At 62.5% G+C, this 20,514-nt stretch carries 20 protein-coding genes; 16 read left to right on the forward strand and 4 right to left on the reverse strand.

Going from position 1 to position 20,514, the window contains the following annotated elements; translation table 11 throughout:
* The first annotated feature begins 25 nt into the window (after positions 1-25).
* From C8C89_RS05120 to tatC, 16 genes are all read left to right on the forward strand, one after another.
* Complete coding sequence (locus tag C8C89_RS05120) at positions 26-262, forward strand: BolA/IbaG family iron-sulfur metabolism protein (protein WP_034753824.1); 237 nt, start codon at positions 26-28, stop codon at positions 260-262.
* A 4-nt stretch (positions 263-266) separates the two neighbouring features.
* Entirely contained in the window at positions 267-1,517 is a 1,251-nt protein-coding gene (gene murA / locus C8C89_RS05125) for a UDP-N-acetylglucosamine 1-carboxyvinyltransferase (protein WP_070290314.1), read from the forward strand.
* Positions 1,518-1,536: 19 nt separating this feature from the next.
* Complete coding sequence (gene hisG / locus C8C89_RS05130) at positions 1,537-2,205, forward strand: ATP phosphoribosyltransferase (protein WP_101483226.1); 669 nt, start codon at positions 1,537-1,539, stop codon at positions 2,203-2,205.
* Between the two features lie 26 nt (positions 2,206-2,231).
* Positions 2,232-3,557, forward strand: coding sequence for a histidinol dehydrogenase (gene hisD / locus C8C89_RS05135; protein ID WP_133989053.1), 1,326 nt, complete (start codon positions 2,232-2,234; stop codon positions 3,555-3,557).
* Complete coding sequence (locus tag C8C89_RS05140) at positions 3,554-4,531, forward strand: site-specific DNA-methyltransferase (RefSeq protein WP_133989054.1); 978 nt, start codon at positions 3,554-3,556, stop codon at positions 4,529-4,531. Before hisD ends, C8C89_RS05140 begins: the two co-directional genes overlap by 4 nt.
* A 33-nt stretch (positions 4,532-4,564) precedes the next feature.
* Positions 4,565-5,659: a histidinol-phosphate transaminase gene (hisC, locus tag C8C89_RS05145; RefSeq protein WP_133989055.1), complete on the forward strand. Its 1,095-nt coding sequence runs from the start codon at positions 4,565-4,567 to the stop codon at positions 5,657-5,659.
* A gap of 19 nt (positions 5,660-5,678) precedes the next feature.
* Entirely contained in the window at positions 5,679-6,269 is a 591-nt protein-coding gene (gene hisB / locus C8C89_RS05150) for an imidazoleglycerol-phosphate dehydratase HisB (RefSeq protein ID WP_010402123.1), read from the forward strand.
* A gap of 40 nt (positions 6,270-6,309) precedes the next feature.
* Positions 6,310-6,948, forward strand: coding sequence for an imidazole glycerol phosphate synthase subunit HisH (gene hisH, locus C8C89_RS05155; RefSeq protein WP_101483222.1), 639 nt, complete (start codon positions 6,310-6,312; stop codon positions 6,946-6,948).
* Between the two features lie 82 nt (positions 6,949-7,030).
* Positions 7,031-7,804, forward strand: coding sequence for a 1-(5-phosphoribosyl)-5-[(5-phosphoribosylamino)methylideneamino]imidazole-4-carboxamide isomerase (hisA, locus tag C8C89_RS05160; protein ID WP_101483221.1), 774 nt, complete (start codon positions 7,031-7,033; stop codon positions 7,802-7,804).
* A gap of 60 nt (positions 7,805-7,864) precedes the next feature.
* Positions 7,865-8,626 (forward strand): imidazole glycerol phosphate synthase subunit HisF, encoded by a 762-nt coding sequence (hisF, locus tag C8C89_RS05165; protein ID WP_070219637.1) that lies wholly within the window; start codon positions 7,865-7,867, stop codon positions 8,624-8,626.
* A 26-nt stretch (positions 8,627-8,652) separates the two neighbouring features.
* Positions 8,653-9,090 (forward strand): phosphoribosyl-AMP cyclohydrolase, encoded by a 438-nt coding sequence (gene hisI / locus C8C89_RS05170; RefSeq protein WP_133989056.1) that lies wholly within the window; start codon positions 8,653-8,655, stop codon positions 9,088-9,090.
* Positions 9,087-9,458 carry a phosphoribosyl-ATP diphosphatase gene (locus C8C89_RS05175; protein ID WP_034753849.1) on the forward strand — a complete coding sequence of 124 codons (372 nt, stop codon included), beginning with the start codon at positions 9,087-9,089 and terminating at the stop codon, positions 9,456-9,458. Before hisI ends, C8C89_RS05175 begins: the two co-directional genes overlap by 4 nt.
* Before the next feature lie 15 nt (positions 9,459-9,473).
* Positions 9,474-9,845: a histidine triad nucleotide-binding protein gene (locus C8C89_RS05180; RefSeq protein WP_101483219.1), complete on the forward strand. Its 372-nt coding sequence runs from the start codon at positions 9,474-9,476 to the stop codon at positions 9,843-9,845.
* Between the two features lie 80 nt (positions 9,846-9,925).
* On the forward strand, positions 9,926-10,162 hold the full coding sequence (gene tatA / locus C8C89_RS05185; RefSeq protein WP_092717368.1) for a Sec-independent protein translocase subunit TatA: 237 nt from the start codon (positions 9,926-9,928) through the stop codon (positions 10,160-10,162).
* Positions 10,163-10,210: 48 nt separating this feature from the next.
* The gene (gene tatB, locus C8C89_RS05190) at positions 10,211-10,744 is read left to right on the forward strand and encodes a Sec-independent protein translocase protein TatB (protein WP_034780928.1); all 534 of its coding nucleotides are present in this window, start codon (positions 10,211-10,213) and stop codon (positions 10,742-10,744) included.
* A complete protein-coding gene (tatC, locus tag C8C89_RS05195) occupies positions 10,741-11,496 on the forward strand; it encodes a twin-arginine translocase subunit TatC (RefSeq protein ID WP_101483218.1) in 756 nt (251 codons plus the stop codon). The genes tatB and tatC overlap by 4 nt, the downstream gene beginning before the upstream one ends.
* A gap of 260 nt (positions 11,497-11,756) precedes the next feature.
* On the opposite strand, the gene C8C89_RS05200 is transcribed toward tatC, so the two are convergent.
* The 4 genes from C8C89_RS05200 to C8C89_RS05215 all read right to left on the reverse strand — a co-directional run bounded on the left by C8C89_RS05200 (position 11,757) and on the right by C8C89_RS05215 (position 20,450).
* Positions 11,757-13,616 (reverse strand): DUF885 domain-containing protein, encoded by a 1,860-nt coding sequence (locus C8C89_RS05200; RefSeq protein ID WP_133993147.1) that lies wholly within the window; start codon positions 13,614-13,616, stop codon positions 11,757-11,759.
* Between the two features lie 168 nt (positions 13,617-13,784).
* Positions 13,785-14,273, reverse strand: a complete 489-nt coding sequence (locus C8C89_RS05205) for a hypothetical protein (RefSeq protein ID WP_133989057.1) — start codon at positions 14,271-14,273, stop codon at positions 13,785-13,787.
* 55 nt (positions 14,274-14,328) lie between these two features.
* The gene (locus tag C8C89_RS05210; protein ID WP_133989058.1) at positions 14,329-18,510 is read right to left on the reverse strand and encodes a DEAD/DEAH box helicase; all 4,182 of its coding nucleotides are present in this window, start codon (positions 18,508-18,510) and stop codon (positions 14,329-14,331) included.
* Positions 18,507-20,450, reverse strand: a complete 1,944-nt coding sequence (locus C8C89_RS05215; protein ID WP_133989059.1) for a prolyl oligopeptidase family serine peptidase — start codon at positions 20,448-20,450, stop codon at positions 18,507-18,509. The genes C8C89_RS05210 and C8C89_RS05215 overlap by 4 nt, the downstream gene beginning before the upstream one ends.
* Positions 20,451-20,514: the final 64 nt, after the last annotated feature.

Here is a 20,514-nt window from a genome sequence, read left to right on the forward strand (position 1 = left end):
CATTATTCAATATCAAGGACTTATCGTGACCACCACTCCAGAACTGATCCACGGCTATCTGTCGGCCGGCCTCGAATGCACGCACCTCGAAGTGGAAGGCGACGGCCAGCACTTCCAGGCCGTGATCGTTTCGCCTGCGTTTGCCGGCAAACGTTTGATCCAGCGCCACCAGATCGTCTACGCCGCCCTGGGCGACCGCATGCGCGAGGAAATCCACGCGCTGTCGATGAAAACCCTGACACCTGAAGAATTCCAAGGATAAGCACATGGACAAACTCCTCATCAACGGCGGCAACCGCCTGAACGGCGACATCGCCATCTCCGGCGCAAAAAACGCCGCCTTGCCCATCCTGTGCGCCGGCCTGCTGACCGCAGGCGACCTGGACCTGACGAACGTGCCGCACCTGCACGACGTGGCCACCATGTTGAAACTGCTGGGCCAGACGGGCCTGAAGGTGCAGCAGGACGGCGACCGCGTGGTCCTCAACGGTAGCGCCATCGACACCCTGGAAGCGCCGTATGAACTGGTCAAAACCATGCGCGCCTCGATTCTGGTGCTGGGCCCCATGCTGGCGCGCTTCGGCGAAGCCAAGGTCTCGTTGCCGGGCGGCTGCGCCATCGGCTCGCGCCCCGTCGACCAGCACATCAAGGGCCTGGAAGCACTGGGCGCCGAGATCCGCATCGAAGCAGGCTACATCTACGCCAAGTGCGCCAAGCTGAAAGGCGCGCGCATCGTCACCGACATGATCACCGTCACTGGCACCGAGAACCTGCTGATGGCAGCGACCCTGGCCGAAGGCGAGACCATCCTGGAAAACGCCGCCTGCGAACCGGAAGTAACCGACCTGGCGCACCTGCTGGTCGCCATGGGCGCGAAGATCGACGGCATCGGCACCAGCCGCCTGGTGATTCAGGGCGTCGACGCCTTGCACGGTGCTTCGCACGCGGTCATCGCCGACCGTATCGAGACGGGCACTTTCCTGTGCGCCGTGGCGGCCACCGGCGGCGATATCACGCTGCGCAACGTGCGCACGGACATCCTCGACGCGGCGCTCGACAAGCTGCGCGCCATGGGCCTGACGATGACCTTCGGCGCCGACTGGATCCGCGCCGAGATGTCGGCCCGTCCGAACCCCGTCAGCTTCCGCACCACGGAATATCCCGGCTTCCCGACCGACATGCAGGCGCAGTTCATGGCTGTGAACACGATTGCCAACGGCGCCAGCCGCGTCACCGAGACGATTTTCGAAAACCGCTACATGCACGTGCAGGAAATGAACCGCCTGGGCGCCGACATCACCATCGAGGGCAATACGGCCATCATCGCCGGCGTCAAGCAGCTGCGCGGCGCGCCCGTGATGGCGACCGACCTGCGCGCCTCGGCGTCGCTGGTGATCGCGGCCCTGGCGGCGGACGGAGAAACCCTGATCGACCGCATCTATCACCTCGACCGCGGCTACGACCGCATGGAAGTGAAATTGTCGGCAGTCGGCGCGAACATCGTGCGCATCAAGTAAAAACAAAAAAGGAACGAGCATGAACGGATCGAACAACGGTGACAGCTCCCAGCTGATCCTGGCGCTCTCAAAAGGCCGCATTTTTGAGGACACCATGCCGCTGCTGGAAGCGGCCGGCATCAAGGTGCTGGAAAACCCGGAGACCTCGCGCAAGCTGATTTTGGCCACTAACGATCCGAACGTGCGCGTCATCATCGTGCGCGCCAGCGACGTGCCGACCTACGTGCAGTACGGCGCGGCCGATTTCGGCGTGGCGGGCAAGGATGTCCTGCTCGAACACGGCGGCGAAGGCCTGTACCAGCCGATCGACCTGAATATCGCCTCCTGCCGCATGTCGGTGGCGGTGCAGGCCGGTTTTGATTACGAAAAGGCCGTGCAGCAGGGCGCGCGCTTGCGCGTGGCCACCAAGTTCGTGCACACGGCGCGCGAGCATTTCGCCGCCAAGGGCGTGCACGTCGACCTGATCAAGCTGTATGGTTCGATGGAACTGGCGCCTTTGGTGGGCCTGTCCGACGCCATCGTCGACCTGGTCAGCACGGGCAGTACCTTGCGCGCGAACAACCTCGTCGAGGTCGAACACATCATGGAAATTTCGTCGCGCCTGGTGGTCAACCAGGCTGCGCTCAAGCTCAAGCGCGAGCGCTTGCAGCCGATTATCGAGGCGTTTGAACGCGCCTCGCAAGCCTAGACACCTTCAGTAGCAGAAAGCCGATTATGCCGATACAGATACGCAAGCTCGATTCAAGCCAGGATGGTTTCCAACAATCGCTCGATACGCTGCTGGCGTTCGAGGCAGGCACCGATGCAGCGATTGAAACGTCGGTCGCGAAAATCCTGGCCGACGTGAAAACGCGCGGCGACGCCGCCGTACTGGAGTACACCAACCGTTTTGACCGCATCCCGCATGGCGGCGCGGCGGAAATGGCGGCTTTTGATATTTCGCAGGCCGAATTGCAGGCGGCGCTGAACGGCTTGCCGTCGGCGCAGCGAGAAGCGCTGCAGATCGCCGCGCAGCGCATCCGCGCCTTCCACGAACGCCAGCGCGAGGAATTGCGCGGTTTTACTTACACCGAGCCCGATGGCACGGTGCTGGGCCAGAAGATCACGCCGCTGGACCGGGTCGGCATCTACGTCCCGGGCGGCAAGGCAGCGTATCCGTCATCCGTGCTGATGAACGCCATTCCCGCGCACGTGGCGGGCGTGGGCGAAATCATCATGGTCGTGCCGACGCCCGATGGCGTGAAAAACCAGATGGTGCTGGCCGCCGCCGCAATCGCCGGCGTGACGCGCGTGATCACCATCGGCGGTGCGCAAGCGGTCGGCGCGCTGGCTTACGGCACGCAGACGATTGCCGCCGTCGATAAAATCGTCGGCCCCGGCAACGCCTATGTGGCTGCCGCCAAGCGCCGCGTGTTCGGCATCGTCGGCATCGACATGATCGCCGGACCGTCCGAAATCCTGGTCCTTTGCGACGGCACTACCGACCCGGACTGGGTCGCCATGGACTTGTTTTCGCAGGCCGAGCACGACGAGCTGGCGCAGGCGATCCTGTTGTGCCCCGATGCCGACTATATCGCCAAGGTCGAAGCGAGCATCGCCAAGCTTCTGCCGACGATGCCGCGCCAGGCCACCATCAGCACTTCTCTGCAGGACCGGGGCGCGCTGATCAAGGTACGCAGCATGGAAGAAGCGTGTGAAATCGCCAATGCCATCGCGGCGGAACACCTGGAAATTTCGGCGGAAAATCCACAGCAGTGGGCCGAGCAGATCCGTCACGCGGGCGCCATGTTCCTGGGCCGCTTTTCGTCCGAATCGCTGGGCGACTATTGCTGCGGCCCCAATCACGTGCTGCCGACCTCGCGCACGGCGCGCTTTTCGTCGCCGCTGGGCGTGTACGACTTCCAGAAGCGCTCGTCCATCATTCACGTCAGCGAAGCGGGTGCGCAAACCCTGGGCCGTGTCGCCGCCACCCTGGCGTATGGCGAAGGATTGCAAGCGCACGCGCGCAGCGCCGAACTGCGTTTGAAGCCGCAGCCATGACGAAGTTGGCGGAGCGGCCGGACTGGGTCAACCGGGTCTATTGCGAAGACGCGCTGGCGGGGCTGGCGCGTATTCCCGATGGCTCCGTGGACCTGATCCTGACCGATCCGCCGTACAACCTGGGCAAGGATTATGGAAACTCCTCGGACCAGCAGTCGGTGGCCGACTACCTGCGCTGGACGGAGGCGTGGATCGATGCGGCGCTGCCCAAGCTGAAAGCCAACGGCAGCCTGTATATCTTTTTGACCTGGCGCTATTCGCCGGAGATCTTCGTCATGCTGAAACAGCGCATGGCGATGATGAATGAAATCATCTGGGACCGCCGCGTGCCATCCATGGGCGGCAGTGTGCGCAGCTTTTCATCGGTGCACGACACCATCGGCTTCTTCGTCAAGCGCAAGGATTACTACTTCGACCTTGACGCGGTGCGCATCGCCTACGACGCGGCCACCAAGAAAGCCCGTTCGCGCTCGATCTTCATCGGCGCGAAATGGCTGGAAGTAGGCTACAACCCGAAAGACTTGTGGAGCGTGTCGCGCCTGCACAAGGAACATCCGGAACGGGCCGACCACCCGACGCAAAAGCCGCTCGAGATCATCGAGCGCATGCTCAAGGCCTCGTGCCCGCCCGGCGGCGTGGTGCTCGACCTGTTCATGGGCAGCGGCACCACGGCCCTGGCGGCCAAGCGCTGCGGGCGCGATTTTGTGGGTTTCGAACTGAACCCCGATTATTGCGCCATCATTGAACAGCGCCTGGCGGCACTGGCGCAGGAACTGACCGCAGAGGCCATGCCGCAGCCAGAGAAAAAGGCGCCGGCCAAACGCCGGGCCACCGTACCCAAGGCCGCCAAGGTGGCCGTGAAGACGCCGGTGGCGGCCAAGAAGCCGGCAACGGCGAAAAAATCGTCCGCAGTGAAAAAAACGCCGGCCCGCAAGGCGCGCAGCGCCGCCGTGGCGGAAGACGTCGTCATTTAGTCTCCATTTAATTTCATCAGGAGTGTTTGCAGCATGTCTTTCCTCGATCAGTTAATCAGCAACACCGTGCGGTCCGATGTGCGGACCGTCAAAAGCTACCAGGTAGCCGATGCCAGCGGTTACATCAAACTCGATGCGATGGAAAACCCGTATCCGCTGCCGCAGCATCTGCGCGAGGAGCTGGGCGCGCGCCTGGCCGGTGTGGCGCTGAACCGCTATCCGCCGTCCTACGCCAGCCTGCAGGCGGCCATCTGCGCCAAGCTGGGCGTGCCCGCCGGCTACGACGTCATGCTGGGCAACGGTTCCGATGAACTGATTTCCATCCTGGCCATGGCCTGCGCCCGCCAGGAGCCGGGCCAGCGCGCCGTGCTGCTGGCGCCCGTGCCGGCCTTCGTCATGTACGCGCGCTCGGCGCAGTTTGCCGGCATGGATTTCGTCGGCGTGCCCCTGCAGGCCGACTTCAGCCTGGACATGGACGCCATGCTGGCGGCCATCGAAGAGCACCGCCCGGCGCTGGTCTTCCTCGCCTATCCGAACAATCCGACGGGCAATCTGTTTGCCAGCGCCGACATCGAACGCATCCTGGCCGCCCTGGGCGACACGGGCATCGCCGTCGTCGACGAAGCCTACGAGCCGTTCGCGCAGCACAGTTTCATGGGGCGCCTGCCCGAATTCGAGAACCTGGTGGTGATGCGCACCGTGTCGAAGCTGGGCCTGGCCGGTATCCGCCTCGGCTATATGTCGGCCGCGCCGGCCCTGCTGGCGCAGTTTGAAAAAGTGCGCCCGCCGTACAATGTGAATGTGCTGACGCAGGCGGCAGCCGAATTCGCGCTCGAGCACCTCGACGTGCTCAATGCCCAGGCTGACTTGCTCAACAGCGAGCGCGATGCACTGGCGCTGCGCCTGGCGGAACTGCCCGGCGTGACGGTATTTCCCTCGAAGGCAAATTTTCTTCTGATTCGTGTGGCTGATTCCGACGATGTTTGTGCAAAACTGCTTGCCCGCAGGGTTTTAATTAAAAATATGAGTAAAATGCATGCTGCGCTGGTCAATTGCCTGCGCATCAGCGTCAGCACCCCGGAAGAGAATTCCCTTTTTTACGATGCCTTCAAGGCATCCCTCGTTTAGCCTATCGCCAGAGCCTCCCATGAACCGCACCGCAGAAATCACGCGCAACACCAATGAGACGCAAGTTCGCGTCGCCCTCAACCTGGACGGCACCGGCCAGCAAAAGCTGAACACCGGCGTGCCCTTCCTCGATCATATGCTGGATCAGATCGCCCGCCACGGCTTGATCGACCTCGATATCGAAGCGACGGGCGACGTGCATATCGACAACCACCATACGGTGGAAGACGTAGGCATCACCCTGGGCATGGCCGTGGCCAAGGCCATCGGCGACAAGAAGGGCATCCGCCGCTATGGCCATGCGTATGTGCCGCTGGACGAGGCGCTGTCGCGCGTGGTGCTCGATTTCTCGGGCCGCCCGGGCATCGAATACCACATCCCGTTTACGCGCGCCATGATCGCCGGCTTCGACGTTGACCTGACCCTGGAATTTTTCCGCGGCTTCGTCAACCATGCGGGCGTAACATTGCATATCGACAATTTGCGCGGCACGAATGCCCACCATCAGTGCGAAACCGTATTCAAGGCCTTTGGCCGCGCGCTGCGCATGGCTGCCGAACTCGATGAGCGCGCGGCCGGCATCATTCCATCGACCAAGGGCAGCCTGTAAGCGCTGGCCGGGATACACTGTCAATTCTGAGATTAAACACATGAATAAAATTGTGGTGGTGGATTACGGCATGGGCAACCTGCGCTCGGTGGCGCAGGCCCTGCGTGCCGTGGCGCCGGACGCTGATGTGCGCATTTCGGGCGTGCCGGCCGACATCGACAGCGCCGACCGCATCGTCTTGCCGGGCCAGGGCGCCATGCCCGACTGCATGCGCAGCCTGCGCGAATCGGGCGTGCTCGAAGCGCTGCTGCGCGCCGCGGACAGCAAGCCCGTGCTGGGCGTGTGCATCGGCGAGCAAATGCTGTTCGAGGGCAGCGAAGAGGGTGATGCGGCCGGTCTGGGCTTGCTGCCAGGAAAAGTCGTGCGCTTCCAGCTCGACGGCCAGGTGCAGGAGGATGGCTCGCGCTTCAAGGTGCCGCAAATGGGCTGGAACCAAGTGCGGCAAACAGCGCCCCATGCGATGTGGGATGGCATCGCCGACAACGCGTATTTTTACTTTGTGCACAGCTATTTTGCTCAACCTCAAGAGGCGGCGCACACGGTGGGCGAGACTGTTTATGGCGCGCCGTTCGCTTGCGCCGTCGCCCGTGATAATATTTTCGCGACGCAGTTTCACCCTGAAAAAAGTGCTGCCGCTGGCTTGCAGCTGTACAAGAACTTTGTTCACTGGAAACCCTGACGTATCGTATTGACCTACCTTTTGATGTACCTTCGTGGCCTTTCCGGCTTCGCTTCTCACTCACTCTGACACCACACTGACCATGCTGCTTATTCCCGCCATCGACCTGAAAGACGGTCACTGCGTACGCCTGAAACAAGGCGATATGGAACTTGCCACCGTATTTTCCGAAGACCCGGCCGACATGGCCCGCCATTGGCTGATGCAAGGCGCGCGCCGGCTGCATCTGGTCGACCTGAACGGCGCCTTTGCCGGCAAGCCGAAGAACGAAGGCGCCGTGAAGGCCATCCTGAAGGCGGTGCAGGATTTCGCCGTGGAAAACGACATTGAGGAAATCCCCGTGCAGCTGGGCGGCGGCATCCGTGATCTCGACACCATCGAGCGCTATCTCGACGCCGGCATCACCTACATCATCATCGGTACGGCGGCCGTGAAAAGCCCCGGCTTCCTGCACGACGCCTGCGGCGCCTTCCCGGGCCACATCATCGTCGGCCTCGATGCCAAGGATGGCAAAGTGGCAACGGATGGCTGGAGCAAGATGTCGGGCCACGAAGTGATCGACCTGGCGAAAAAATTCGAAGCTTACGGCGTCGAATCCATCATCTACACGGACATCGGCCGCGACGGCATGATGGGCGGCATCAATATCGAAGCCACCGTCAAGCTGGCGCAAGCCGTCAAGATTCCCGTCATCGCCTCGGGTGGCCTGCACAATATCGGCGACGTGGAAGCGCTGTGCGCTGTCCAGGCCGAAGGCATCGAAGGCGTGATCTGCGGCCGTTCCATCTATGAAGGCACGATCGACCTGGCGCAGGCGCAAGAACGCGCCGACGAACTGACCGACGCCGCCGTTTAAGCCAGCCTGGCCGGGAGCGTGCCTGTGCACGCCCGGCCTGGCGACAATCTGGATACCATCATGCTTGCAAAACGTATCATCCCCTGCCTCGACGTGACCAATGGCCGCGTTGTCAAAGGTGTCAATTTCACGGAATTGCGCGACGCCGGCGACCCGGTGGAAATTGCCCGCCGTTATGACGAGCAGGGCGCCGATGAAATCACTTTCCTCGACATTACCGCTTCGAGCGACAACCGCGGGCTGATCTTCGACATCATCGAAGCGGTGGCGTCGCAAGTGTTCATTCCGCTGACCGTGGGCGGCGGCGTGCGCGTGGTGGAAGATGTGCGCCGGCTGCTCAACGCGGGCGCCGACAAGGTCAGCATCAACACCTCGGCCGTGACGAATCCCCAACTGGTGTTTGAGGCATCGCAAAAGCACGGTTCGCAATGCATCGTCGTGGCCATCGACGCCAAGCAAGTGTCGCCCGGAAAATGGGAAGTGTTTACCCATGGCGGACGCACCGCGACGGGCCTGGACGCGTTCGAATGGGCGCGTAAAATGGAAAGCCTGGGCGCCGGTGAAATCTTGCTCACCAGCATGGACCGCGATGGCACCAAGGTGGGCTTCGACCTGGGCCTGACGCGCGGCGTGTCGGACGCCGTCAGCATTCCCGTCATCGCCTCGGGCGGCGTGGGCGGCTTGCAAGACCTGGTCGACGGCATCAAGGTGGGCCGCGCGGACGCCGTGCTGGCCGCCAGCATCTTTCACTATGGCCAGCACACGGTACAGGAAGCCAAGCGTTTCATGGCGCAGCAGGGCATCCCCATGCGCCTGGCGTAAACAAAATAGTACCCAGGATAAAGAACATGCAAAACGGAACCATCGTAGCAAGCAATGCCAAGTGGCTGAAAAAGGTCAGATGGGACGAGCACGGCCTGGTGCCCGTGATCGCGCAGGAAGCGGGCAGCAATGACGTGCTGATGTTTGCCTGGATGAACCGCGACGCGCTGGCGCGCACGGTGGAGCTGGGCGAAGCCGTGTACTGGAGCCGTTCGCGCAAGAAACTCTGGCACAAGGGCGAAGAATCGGGCCACACGCAAAAGGTGCTGGAAATCCGCCTCGATTGCGATGAAGACGTGGTCTTGCTGAAAATCGAGCAAGCCGGCGGCATCGCCTGCCATACGGGTCGCCATTCGTGTTTCTTCCAGAAATTCGAAGGCGATGAAAAAGCGGGCGAATGGCAAATCACCGACCCCGTGCTGAAAGACCCTGACACGATTTACGCGGAAACCAAGAACAAATGAGTGAAACTTTAAAGCGACTGGCCGCCGTGATCGAATCGCGCAAGCTGGCCAACGGCGGCGACCCCGCCACTTCCTATGTCGCGCGCCTGTTTGCCAAGGGTGATGATGCCATTCTGAAAAAAATCGGCGAAGAAGCGACGGAAACGGTGATGGCCGCCAAGGATGCGCGCCGCGACAATGACCCATCGAAGGTCCTGTACGAATGCGCCGACCTGTGGTTTCACTCGCTGGTGATGCTGGCGCAGTTCGACCTGACGCCGCAGCAGGTGCTCGACGAGCTGGCGCGCCGCGAAGGCCTGTCCGGCCTGGAAGAAAAGGCGGCGCGCAAGGATGAGCTGCGCGACGCCGGCGAAACAGACAAACACTGACCTACTGGAGCGTGCGTGGATAACTGTATTTTTTGCAAGATTGCTGCAAAACAAATTCCTTCTTCCATCGTGTATGAAGACGAGGACTTGCTGGCCTTCAAGGACATCAACCCGGCCGCCCCCGTGCATTTGCTGCTGATCCCCAAGCGCCACGTGGCCAGCCTGTCCGACTGCGACGATAGCCATACGGAAATGCTGGGCAAGCTGCTGCGCCTGGCGCCCAGGCTCGCTGCCGAGTTCGGCTGCGCCGTCACGTATGACGCCGATGGCACGCCCGGCGGCGGCTTCAAGACCATGATCAACAGCGGCCCGAACGGCGGGCAAGAGGTGTATCACTTGCACATGCATGTGTACGGCGGTCCCCGCCCCTGGCGCGGCCAGCACTGATTTCGCCGTGCGCCGGGTTCACGTGTATACTACCGGCATTGGTTGACGCTATTCGGGCACCGTCCCGCAAGGAGAATGTGATGGGTTCATTGAGTATTTGGCACTGGCTGATCGTTCTGGTCATTGTGATGCTGGTCTTCGGCACCAAGAAACTGGGCAATATCGGCGGTGATATCGGCAAGGCCGTCAAAGGCTTCAAGGATGGCGTCAAGGGTGAAGATGATGCTCCGGCAGCCAACACCCCTCCTGCTGCGCCATCGCAAGTGGCCGACAAAAGCACCATCGACGTCGAGACGAAAGAGAAAAGCAAGTTCTGATAGCGTGGCGGGGCGCTTGCCTCGTCCGGTAACAGCCCTTGTCCGCTTATGATCGATCTCGGTCTCTCTAAAATCGCCATCATCGGCGTGGTTGCGTTGATAGTCATCGGCCCTGAAAAGTTGCCGAGAGTAGCACGCATGGCCGGTACCCTGTATGGCCGCGCGCAACGCTACCTGAACCAGGTGAAATCCGAAGTCTCGCGCGAAATTGAAATGGAAGAGCTGAAAAACCTGCAGAAGGAAGTGCAGGATGCAGCCCATTCCGTCAAGCAAAGCGTAGAGAAATCCATGCATGGCGTGGAAAACTCGATCTCCGGCAACCTGGCCGAGGTGGAAAACGCCTGGCGCGGCGATTCCAGCTCATATGAGGGGCATCACGATGCCCATGAAGCCATGCTGCGCGCCACCAACGATGACCTGGCCCGCAAGGCGCGCGAATTCCGCCGCAAGAAGCTGGTGCGCAATTCCGCCATCCCAGGCTGGTACAAGCAGCGTCATGGCGGCAAGCTGCACGTGCAGTCGGCGGCCGCCCGCGTGGCGCGCTTCCGTCCGCGCGCCAGTTCCTCCTCCTTTTACTCATGAGTAGCAAATCCCCGGTGGAAGAAACCTTTATCTCGCATCTGGTCGAGCTGCGCAACCGCCTGGTCAAGGCCTCGATCGGCATCGCCGTCGTCTGCGCCGTGCTGTTCTATTGGCCCGGCCCCTCGCAGATCTACGATTTTATTGCCGCACCGATGATCGCCTCGCTGCCTGCCGGCTCGAAAATGATCGCCACCGGCGTGATCTCACCGTTCCTGGTGCCGATGAAAGTGACCCTGGTGATCGCCTTCATCGTTGCCTTGCCCTGGGTGCTGTACCAGATGTGGGCTTTCATCGCGCCAGGCCTGTACACGCATGAAAAGCGTTTGATCGCGCCGCTGGTCATTTCCTCGTCCCTGCTGTTCATCGCTGGCGTAGCCTTCTGCTACTTCTTTGTATTTGGGCGCGTGTTTCACTTCATCAGCGACTTCTCGCCATCCTCGATCGCCGTCACGCCCGATATCGAAAACTATCTCGATTTCGTCATGTCGATGTGTTTGGCCTTTGGCGCCACCTTCGAAGTGCCCGTGGTGGTGGTGATCCTTGTGCGCATGGGCTTGGTTACTATCGCGAAGCTCAAGGAAGTACGCCCTTACGTCATCGTGGGCGCCTTCGTGATTGCCGCCATCGTCACGCCGCCGGACGTGGTCAGCCAGTTCTCGCTGGCCATCCCCATGTGTTTGCTGTTCGAGCTGGGCCTGCTGGTGGCGCCCATCTTCGTCAAGGCCACCCAGGCGCCGGAAGAGGCGTCCTAGCCGGCAAGCGCAAGCACGATACGCAGGCAAAAGCCGCTGACCTCCCCTGGGAGCAGCGGCTTTTTCATTGCACAGGCGCTTGGTGAGCACTTACTACATGCGCTTCTGCTTGCTGGAAAATCGGCAATTGCCAGTGCGAAGTGCGGTGGTGCCTGCCTTGCCATCAGCCTGATAGGCAAGGTTGCCGGTGGTTTGCGGTGGCGCAAACCCATGCAAAAAGGGCGCCGTAGCGCCCTTTGCAAGGTGAGGAAGCGTAGCGCTTAATTCATCAATTCCTTGATGACTTTCACGGGTGCGCTGCCATAGCTGAGGAATTGCTCGTGGAAATCCTTCAGCACGAACTTGTTGCCCAGAGCCTGCTTGCGCTGTTCGCGCAAGTCCATGATTTCGCTGTAGCCGCTGAAATAGCTGGTCAGTTGAACCGAGCTCAGCTGCACGCGGCGCCATTTCTCTGTTGCTTCACGCTTGGTCTGGAAGGCTTGGCGCGTCAGCAGGTCCAGCGCTTGCTCTTGCGTCATGCCCTGTACGTGCACGCTGTAGTCGAGGATGGTGTTGGTGACGCTGCGCAAATTCCACTTCGAGTACATCAGCCACATTTCCGGCGCATTGTTGCCATAGCCCGATTCGAGCATCATGCGCTCTCCATACACGGCCCAGCCTTCGATCATGGCGCCGTTGCCAAAGATGGATTTGACCAGCGAGGGCGACTTGTTGGCATACACGAGCTGCGTGTAATGGCCGGGAATGGCTTCGTGGATATTGAGGATCTGCAAGATCCAGTGGTTGTACTCGCGCAAGCTGCTTTCCGCCTGTTCTGCCGTTTCGCCATCGAGCGGCGTCACGTTGTAATACGTGCGGTCCTGTGGACGGTAGGGGCCGGGCGCCTCGATGCTGGCGCCAGCCACGCCGCGCTGGTAGGCCGGGGTTTCACGCACGACCAGGGGCTTTTTCGGGTCCATCGTCAGCAGGTTGTGGCTGGTCACCCATTCCTGCAATTCCGGGATCTGGCGGCGAATTTCCGGCACGAAGTCGGCGGGCGCCACGTGGTTGCTGGACAGCTTGTCGATCACCATGCCGATCTTCGCCGTGCGGTCCGCCGGCTTGGCCGTGGCACCCATGGTTTTCACCCACAGTTCGTCGGACAGGCTATCCATGTGCTCGAGCAGCTTTTCGCGCGCGGCCAGGGCTTTCTGGTACATCTGCTCGGCGCTCACGCTGGCCTGGATATCGTAGGCGAATTTCTGTTCGTACAAGTCTTTGCCGATGCGGAAGGAGCGCGCGTTGCCGTTCTGCGCCAGCGCGGCATCCTGTTCCGTCAGCCAGGCGGCATAGCCTTGCACGGCCGTGCGGGCTGCGGCGATGCGGGCGTTGTACAGCTGTTTTTCCGCCGGCGTCAGGATGGAGCCCTGTGCTGTCTTGTTCAGGTCGTCAAGCACGCTGAGCACGCCGGCGCTCTGGGCGATGGCCAGCTGCGTGTGTTCGCGCGTGGGGTTGACGATGCTGGCGCGCGCGGCCGCATAGTATTGCGGCACGGTGGCGATACGCTTGAGCAAGGTGCGCAGGCGCTGCGGCTGGGATGCGTATTCCGTGTTCAGGATGAAGTCGATGGAACCGGCCACGTTGTACTGCGCGGGATTCCATTCGAATTCGCGGAAGGTGGTCAGGTACCAGCGGTCCGATTGCAGTTTATTTGTCAGCAAGGCCAGGTCGGTGCGTTGCTTGTCCGACATTTTGCTCGCATTCAGCTTGCCGAACTTGCCCAGCCATTCTTCGATGAAGGCCAGTTGCTTCTGGCGGCTGGCCGCATCGGGAATGCTCAGGTTGGCGGCGCCATCATACTTGCCGACCGAAATCGCGCTTTCCGGGTCCAAACGCCACAGTGCCGTGAGGAATTGGCCACTGAGGTTATTCATGGAGCGGTCGCTGCTGTTTTCGCTGGCGACGGCTGCTACCGTCGCGGCCGCTGCAGTCGTGGCGACGGCCGCCTTCTTGCTGACAGTTTTTTTCTTGCTGCTGCTGGTGCTGGCCTTGCCGCTTTTCTGCGGCTTCTTGGCGGCGCTGGCCGGTGTCAGGCTAAAAGCCATCATCAATGCGGCGAGCGCAACTTTATTTTTTATCAGCATAGTTTATCTCTTGAATATTTTGTCGTTTGTTAGTATCAGAAAATAATGAACTGATAATATAAGTAACAAACAATTATTGAAAGGTTGGCCTTGCTTGCCTGGGCGGCCCAAAGATTAGCATTAATTGCCGCCGCTGCGCGGTTTTTTGCGCCGGGAGCGTGTGGCCTAGACGACGATGGCGCCGCCGTGCAGCATGTCCTGGTGGCGCGCATTCAGGGTCGCCACGGCATCCTTGCCGCGCGCCATGCCAGTGGCGTGGATTTCGATGTCCTGCGTGTAGCGCTGGCTGACGCGCACCGTGTAGGACTGGAACAGCCAGCTCCAGAAGTTGGTTTCATAGACGGCTTCATCCATGTCGCGCCATTTGACGCCCGTGAGTTTCTTTTTCCACGGCAAGATGCCGGACGCCAGCCATACGCCTGCCTCGTCGTAATACAGCTGATAGCTGCGTATCGTCAGCAGGCGATAGCCGACAATCAGGGCCGAGCCGATCAGCACCACGAAGGCGGCGCGCGCGTTGTACTTGAAGGCCAGCGGCAGGGCGGCAAAGAACAGCAGCACGGCAATGACGAAAGTGCTGATGTAGGCGGTCCAGGATTTGCCGCACAAAAAGGTGGCGCGCTGGCCGGCGGTGGTGGCGATAAAGTCGGTCATGGCGTGGCATAAAAACAGGGAAAAACGATCATCGCATGGAACGCGGCTTCCCCGTTTACTTTTTCAAGCCCTCCTGCAGCATGCCCAGCATGTCATTGGCCGACATGCGCGCGGCTGCGTCGCTGCCTTCCAATAAACTGTCGGCCAGGTCGCGCTTGTGCTGGTGCAATTCGACGATTCCTTCCTCGATCGTGTGCTTCGCCACCAGGCGGTAAATGGTGACGGGACGCAATTGCCCCATGCGGTGGGCGCGGTCCGAGGCCTGGTCTTCCACGGCCGGGTTCCACCACGGATCCATGTGGATCACGTAATCGGCCGCCGTCAGGTTGATGCCCATGCCGCCCGCTTTCAGGCTGATCAGGAAGACATCGCCTTCGCCCGCCTGGAAGGCATCGACGCGGCGCTTGCGTTCCTGCATGGGCGTGCTGCCGTCGAGATACTGATAGCGCACGCCATGTTGTTCCAGGTGCTGGCGGATCAAGGTCAAATGGTCGACGAACTGGCTGAAGACGAGTACCTTGTGGCGGTTTTCCAGCAGACCCGACAGCAGCTCTGCGAAGGCCGCCAGCTTGCTGCTTGCCAGGCCCAGCTCGGGTGCCACCAGCTGCGGATTGCAGCAGGCGCGGCGCAACTTCATGATCTCGGCCAGGATCTGGATGGCTTTTTTCGATGCCGGCCCTTCCACCATGGCCAGCTTTTCCAGCGCTTCGCGGCGCAAGGATTCGTACAGCGCCGTTTCCTGCGGCGACAGTTCCACTTCCAGCACGATTTCCGTGCGCGACGGCAATTCCGACAGCACTTGCGTCTTCGTGCGGCGCAAGATGAATGGCGCGATCAAGCGGCGCAGCCGCAGGCGCGCACCGGCCGCCGCCCGCTTGTCCTGATCCTTTTCGATGGGACCGGCGAAGCGCAGGTTGAACTGATCGAGGGTGCCCAGCAAACCGGGGTTGATGAAGCGGAACAGATTCCACAGTTCGCCCAGGTGGTTTTCCAGCGGTGTGCCGCTGGCCACCATGCGGAAATCCCCTTGCAAGGCCATCACGGCTTGCGAGCGCTTGGTGGCGCCATTCTTGATCGCCTGCGCTTCGTCGAGCACGATGGTATGCCAGCGCACGCCGGCAAACAGGGCCGCTTCCTGCTGCAGCAAGCCGTAGCTGGCCACCACCACGTCGAACGGCTGCAAGGTGTCGAGCATGTCGGCCCGGTCGCCGCTGCCGAACAGTTTGACCTTCAAGGTCGGCGCAAAGCGCTGCGCTTCGCTGATCCAGTTCATGCACACGGACGTGGGTGCGACCACCAGGGTGGGGCCGTTGGGCGCGCGCGCCAGGATCAGGGCCAGCGCCTGTAGAGTCTTGCCAAGTCCCATGTCGTCGGCCAGGCAGGCGCCCACGCCCCAGTGCGCCAGGCGCGCCAGCCATTCGAAACCGGCCAGCTGATAGTCGCGCAAGTCCGCCTGCAAGGTGCTGGGCAGCTGCGGCTCATAGTCGTCCAGGGCGCGCAGGCGCAGCAAGTGTTCGCGCCACAATTTGTCGGCCTTCACGCCGCCCGCATCGTTGGCCAGCTCTTCCAGCGCGAAGGCGGCCAGCGGGTGGATGTGCACGCCGTCGGCATGCGCTTCGCCATACGCTGCCAGTTCCGACAGGCGGCGGTGCAATTCATCGCTGAGGGCCAGGAACTGGTTGTCGCCCAGGGCCACGAAGCGGCTTTTATTGTTTTGCATCAAGTCCAGCAGGGCGCGTAAATCCATCACCTTGTCTTCATCGATCTGCACTTCGCCGCTGGCGGCAAACCAGTCTTTCTCGCTCTTGATATTCAATCGCATCTGGCCGCTGTCGATGCGTTTCGACACGCGCATGGTTTCGCCTTCGGGCCAGGCCAGCACGATGCCGTTTGGCTCCAGCGCCTGCAATTCCACCAGCAGTTGCAGGCCCAGGGCAGGCTGGCCCAGCAGCCACTCGCCATGCTCTTCTTCGGCCTCTTCCAGCACCAGGCAGCGACCGATGAGCTGGCGCTGCGCCTCGCGTTCCCCGTTCAAGTCGCGCCGCGCCTGCACGGCCCTGCCAGCCACATCGGCAAACACGCTTTCGGCGCCGCTGCCGGGCGCGTAATAGGCGCCGTTGTCGAGCAGCGGGCGTACTAAAATCTGCATTTTCAGACCCTGCTGGTAGGGCAGCAGGTGCACGTGCAGGCGGTGATCGGCCGTGATCGCTTCCGCGTCGCCGGTGCCGCCGCCAATATCCGATTGCACGGTGACCATGGACGAGATGGCGCCTATCGCCTGCATGACTTGTTTCTCGGCATGCAGGGGCACGGACAGGCCCAGGCCCACGATGGCGCCGATGCGCCGGTGCTCGTCGAGGATGTGCACCACGCGCAAGCGCGTCGGCGTCTCGCGTTGCACCACCACATTGCTGCCGCTGTCGGGCAGGGGCGGCTGCATGCCCAGCCACAGTTGCCCCTCGTGCGATTTGATCAGCAGTTCGGGCGCGCCGGCGATCAGTTCCACGCGCGTGTCGGGGTTGTCGAGCCAGAAGACGAGCGGGTGGCCCACCAGCAGCACAGCAGCCTTGTCCAGCTCGACTTCATAGCGCGGTGCCGACGAATAGTATTGCTTGAACGGCGCGATGCTGCCCGCCGCGCGCGCGTCCTGCGGCGTGAGGAAATCGATGTCGCCCGCCTCTTCGGCCAGGCGTTTCAAGCCCATGGCGCGGCCCTTGCTCCAGCCGCCGCGCGCGTCGCGTTTCTGCTCGCGCACTTCCACGGCCGTGAGGCCAAAGCGCGGGTCGAACGCCACCAGCCACACGAGGCGCGAGACGCCGCCCAGCGCTTCGGCGGGCGTGTTCTGCTGCAGGTTGATCAGGGCGCTCAGCTGGCGCTGCCACGCTTCCTGGCGCTCGAACCACGGCGCCATGTCCGTCAGGCCGTGTTGTGCCCGCTTGGCCGTGGCATAGCGCTCCTGCTGCGGCTCGCCCATCAAGCCCAGCAAGCCGGCCGCCTGCGCCGCAATCAGGTCGTAGCCGGCCGCGTCCGCTTGCTGCACCAGCGATCGCAGTTGATCCTTGCGTTCGCTCAATTGCGGTAGCGCCAGCCAGTAGTACAGCAAAGCCTGGAACAGCTGCGCCTGCAGTCCCGTTTCCCAGCTGCGCGTGGGGATGCTTTCCGCCTGCTGCACCCCGGCGCGCACCAGGCGCAAGGTATTCAGTTGCTGGTAGACGATGCTGTCGTGGTTGGGCTGCGCGTGCAGCGCGATATCGAGGTAGGTCTCCGCGCTTTTCAGCAGCTTGGCGTCATTGCCGCGCAGCAGGGCCAGCACATACAGGTGGCCGCCTATGCCCGTAAAGCACAGCTTGCGCTTGCCCGCCTCCTTGCGCAGTCCTTTCAAGGCTGTCTCGAAGCCTGCCACGGCGTGCGCGTGTTCGCCGCGCAACAGGGCGATGCTGCTGTCGACAAACAGCGCCTGCGGTCCCTGCTGGCCCGCCAGGTAGCGCGCAGCCACGTCGAGTTCGCCGCACAGCAGGGCATCTTCGGCCAGGGCCAGCGGCAGGGCGGCGCCGATATGGTCGCCGGCCGCCGCCTGGCGCGCGTGGTGGGCGCGTGCGTAGGCGCGAATGGCGTGCGCCGTGGCAGGCTCGCGCGGGGCATTGCCCAGCAGCACGGCGAGGATGTCATCCTGCAGTTGCGGCATGACGAAAGACAACATCTCCGGCTCGAACGGGCGGCCGAAAATCTCGATCAGCGGATGCAGCTGCTGCGCTTCATAGCAAGCCATGCAGGCGGCCAGGATGGCGGCCACGTGGCGTACCTCGTCATTGCGCAGCAGGGCGATGCGCAAGCGCGCCACGCCTTGCCGGTAGCTGCGCAATTCCACATAGCCATCCCAGTTGCGGCGTACGGGATTGATCAGCTCGATAGCCTGGCACAGGTCGCGAAACACCAGGTGCTCGATGGCGGCGCGCATGGCGGGCCAGCGCAGCTTCGCCTCGCAGGCATAGCCCCGTCCTACCACCTCGGACGCCAGCGCGTGCCGCGTCAAATGCTGCAGCATGCCTGTGACGGTGAGCAGGGCAAATGGTGTGCCATCCGGTTCGACGACATTGGCGCGCTGCAAGTGTTCATACACGGCATGCTTGCCCACCGGTTCGCCCGCGATGGCCAGCAAGGCCAGGATCATCTGTTCGTGCTGCTCCAGGGCGGCGAACTCGTCTAGCAAGGGCTGGTCGAGATGCGGGTCGGTCATGCGGGCAAATTGGCGATATGCACGGGCGGCTCGCCAGCCGCCACGGGCAGGCCGAACACGCGCTGGTAGAAATACAGTTCCGCGTCCAGCGTGCGCACGATGTTTTCCGCCTTGCGGAAGCCGTGTCCCTCGCCTTCGAGCGGTACATATGCGACGGGCACGCCGCGCGCCTGCAGGGCGTCGACCATCAGTTGGGACTGCTGCGGCGGCACCACCTTGTCGTCCAGGCCCTGGAAGAAGATCATCGGGCGCGATAATTTATCCGTGTGGTGGATGGGCGAGCGCGCGCGGTACAGGGTTTCGGCTTGCGGCTGCGAGGCGATCAGGTAATCGTTGTAGTGCGATTCGAACTTGTGCGAATCGAGGTCCAGGCCTTTCAGGTCGGATACGCCGTAATAGCTGGCGCCCGCCTTGAAGACGTCGTGGAAGGTCAGGGCGCACAGGGTCGTCAGGCCGCCCGCGCTGCCGCCGCGGATGATCAGGCGCTCGGGGTCGGCCAGGCCGTTTGCCGCCAGGTAGCGCGCGCCGGCGATGCAGTCTTCCACGTCGACAATGCCCCATTGCCCGCGCAGCGCGTCGCGGTATTCGCGGCCGAAACCGCTGCTGCCGCCATAGTTGACGTCGAGCACGCCGATGCCGCGGCTGGTCCAGTACTGCGTCGCCAGTTTCAGGGTATTGCTGGCCATGCTGGTGGGGCCGCCGTGGCTGATGACGATGACGGGTGGCAATGTTCCTGCCGGCGCCTGCACGTCGCCATTGGTGGGGGGATAAAAGAAGGCGTAAGCCGTGCGGCCATTGCTGCTAGGAAAGCTCAAGCTGCGCGGCACGGACAGGTAGTCGAGCGCGGGCAAGTGGGCGATCGATTGCGCCAGCACTTCCAGTTCATGGTTCGACAGGTCGATGCGCGCCAGTTCCAGCGCAATGGTGGGGCTGCCACCGAGCAGTGCGACGAAGCCGGGTCCCACGCGCAGTTCGCGGATTTCCTGGTACGGGTGGGAAATCGGCTCCAGCTTGGCCTCGGCCACGTTCAATTGCGCCAGGTAGCTGACGCCGGCCTGGATATACGTGCAGACGACCTCGTCGTCGGACAGGAAACCGTACATGCTGCCGCCGAAAGTCCAGTGCGGCGTGGCAAATTCCGCTTCCATCGGGCACAGCGCCTCGATGTCGGCGCCGTGCAGGCGGTACAGATTCCACCAGCCGCTGCTGTCGGAAACGAAGTGCAGCACGCCGCCCGGTGACCATTCCGGCTGGCAGATGGACTCGCGCGCGCCGCCGGCGATCAGGCGCGGCGAACCCAGGCTGCCATCCGCATGCACGTCGGCCAGCCACAGTTCCGTGCCTTGCCATGGCAGGCGCGGATGGTCCCAGCTGATCCAGGCCAGCTGGCTGCCGTCCGGCGACAAGCGCGGCGCCGCATAAAAATCGTGGCCGCGCGCCAGCACCATGTCGCGCCCGTCGAAGCCGACGCCCGCCAGGCAGTTTTCCGGATGCGCGTGGCCTTCTGCCGGATGCTGCTCGCGCACGGCGATCAGGCGGGAACGGGCCGCATCGACGACGAAGTCCGCGTGGCGCGTGGTGCCGCCCGAGGTGAACGCTTCCGGCGCGGCGTCGCCGGCCACGCGGTACAGGCAATTGTCGGCGAAATGCGAAAAATACACGGTATCGCCGGCAACGGCATACGCGCCGCCGCCGTATTCATGCACGCGGGTGCGCACATTGAAGGGCGCCGGCGTCAATTCATCGACACGCGCGCCACGCTGGCGCAGCAGGGTGTTGCGGCCCGCCTCGCTGGCGCGCCCGGCCAGCCAGTACACATCGTTCCCATCCGCACCGCCCAGGGCCAGCTGCGTCAGCGGCGAGGCGCCAGCGGCGACGATGGCCGCGCTGATCGGCGATGGCCAAATGCCATAAGGGGTACTGGATGCGGTCGAGGTCATGCTGGCTCCGTGTAGTGTAGGGATCAAGGGCCGCCAGGCAGGGTCAGGGCGCGCGGCGGCGTGC

The sequence above is a fragment of the Janthinobacterium sp. 75 genome, assembly GCF_004365495.1.
In the GTDB taxonomy this organism is placed as follows: domain Bacteria; phylum Pseudomonadota; class Gammaproteobacteria; order Burkholderiales; family Burkholderiaceae_D; genus Janthinobacterium.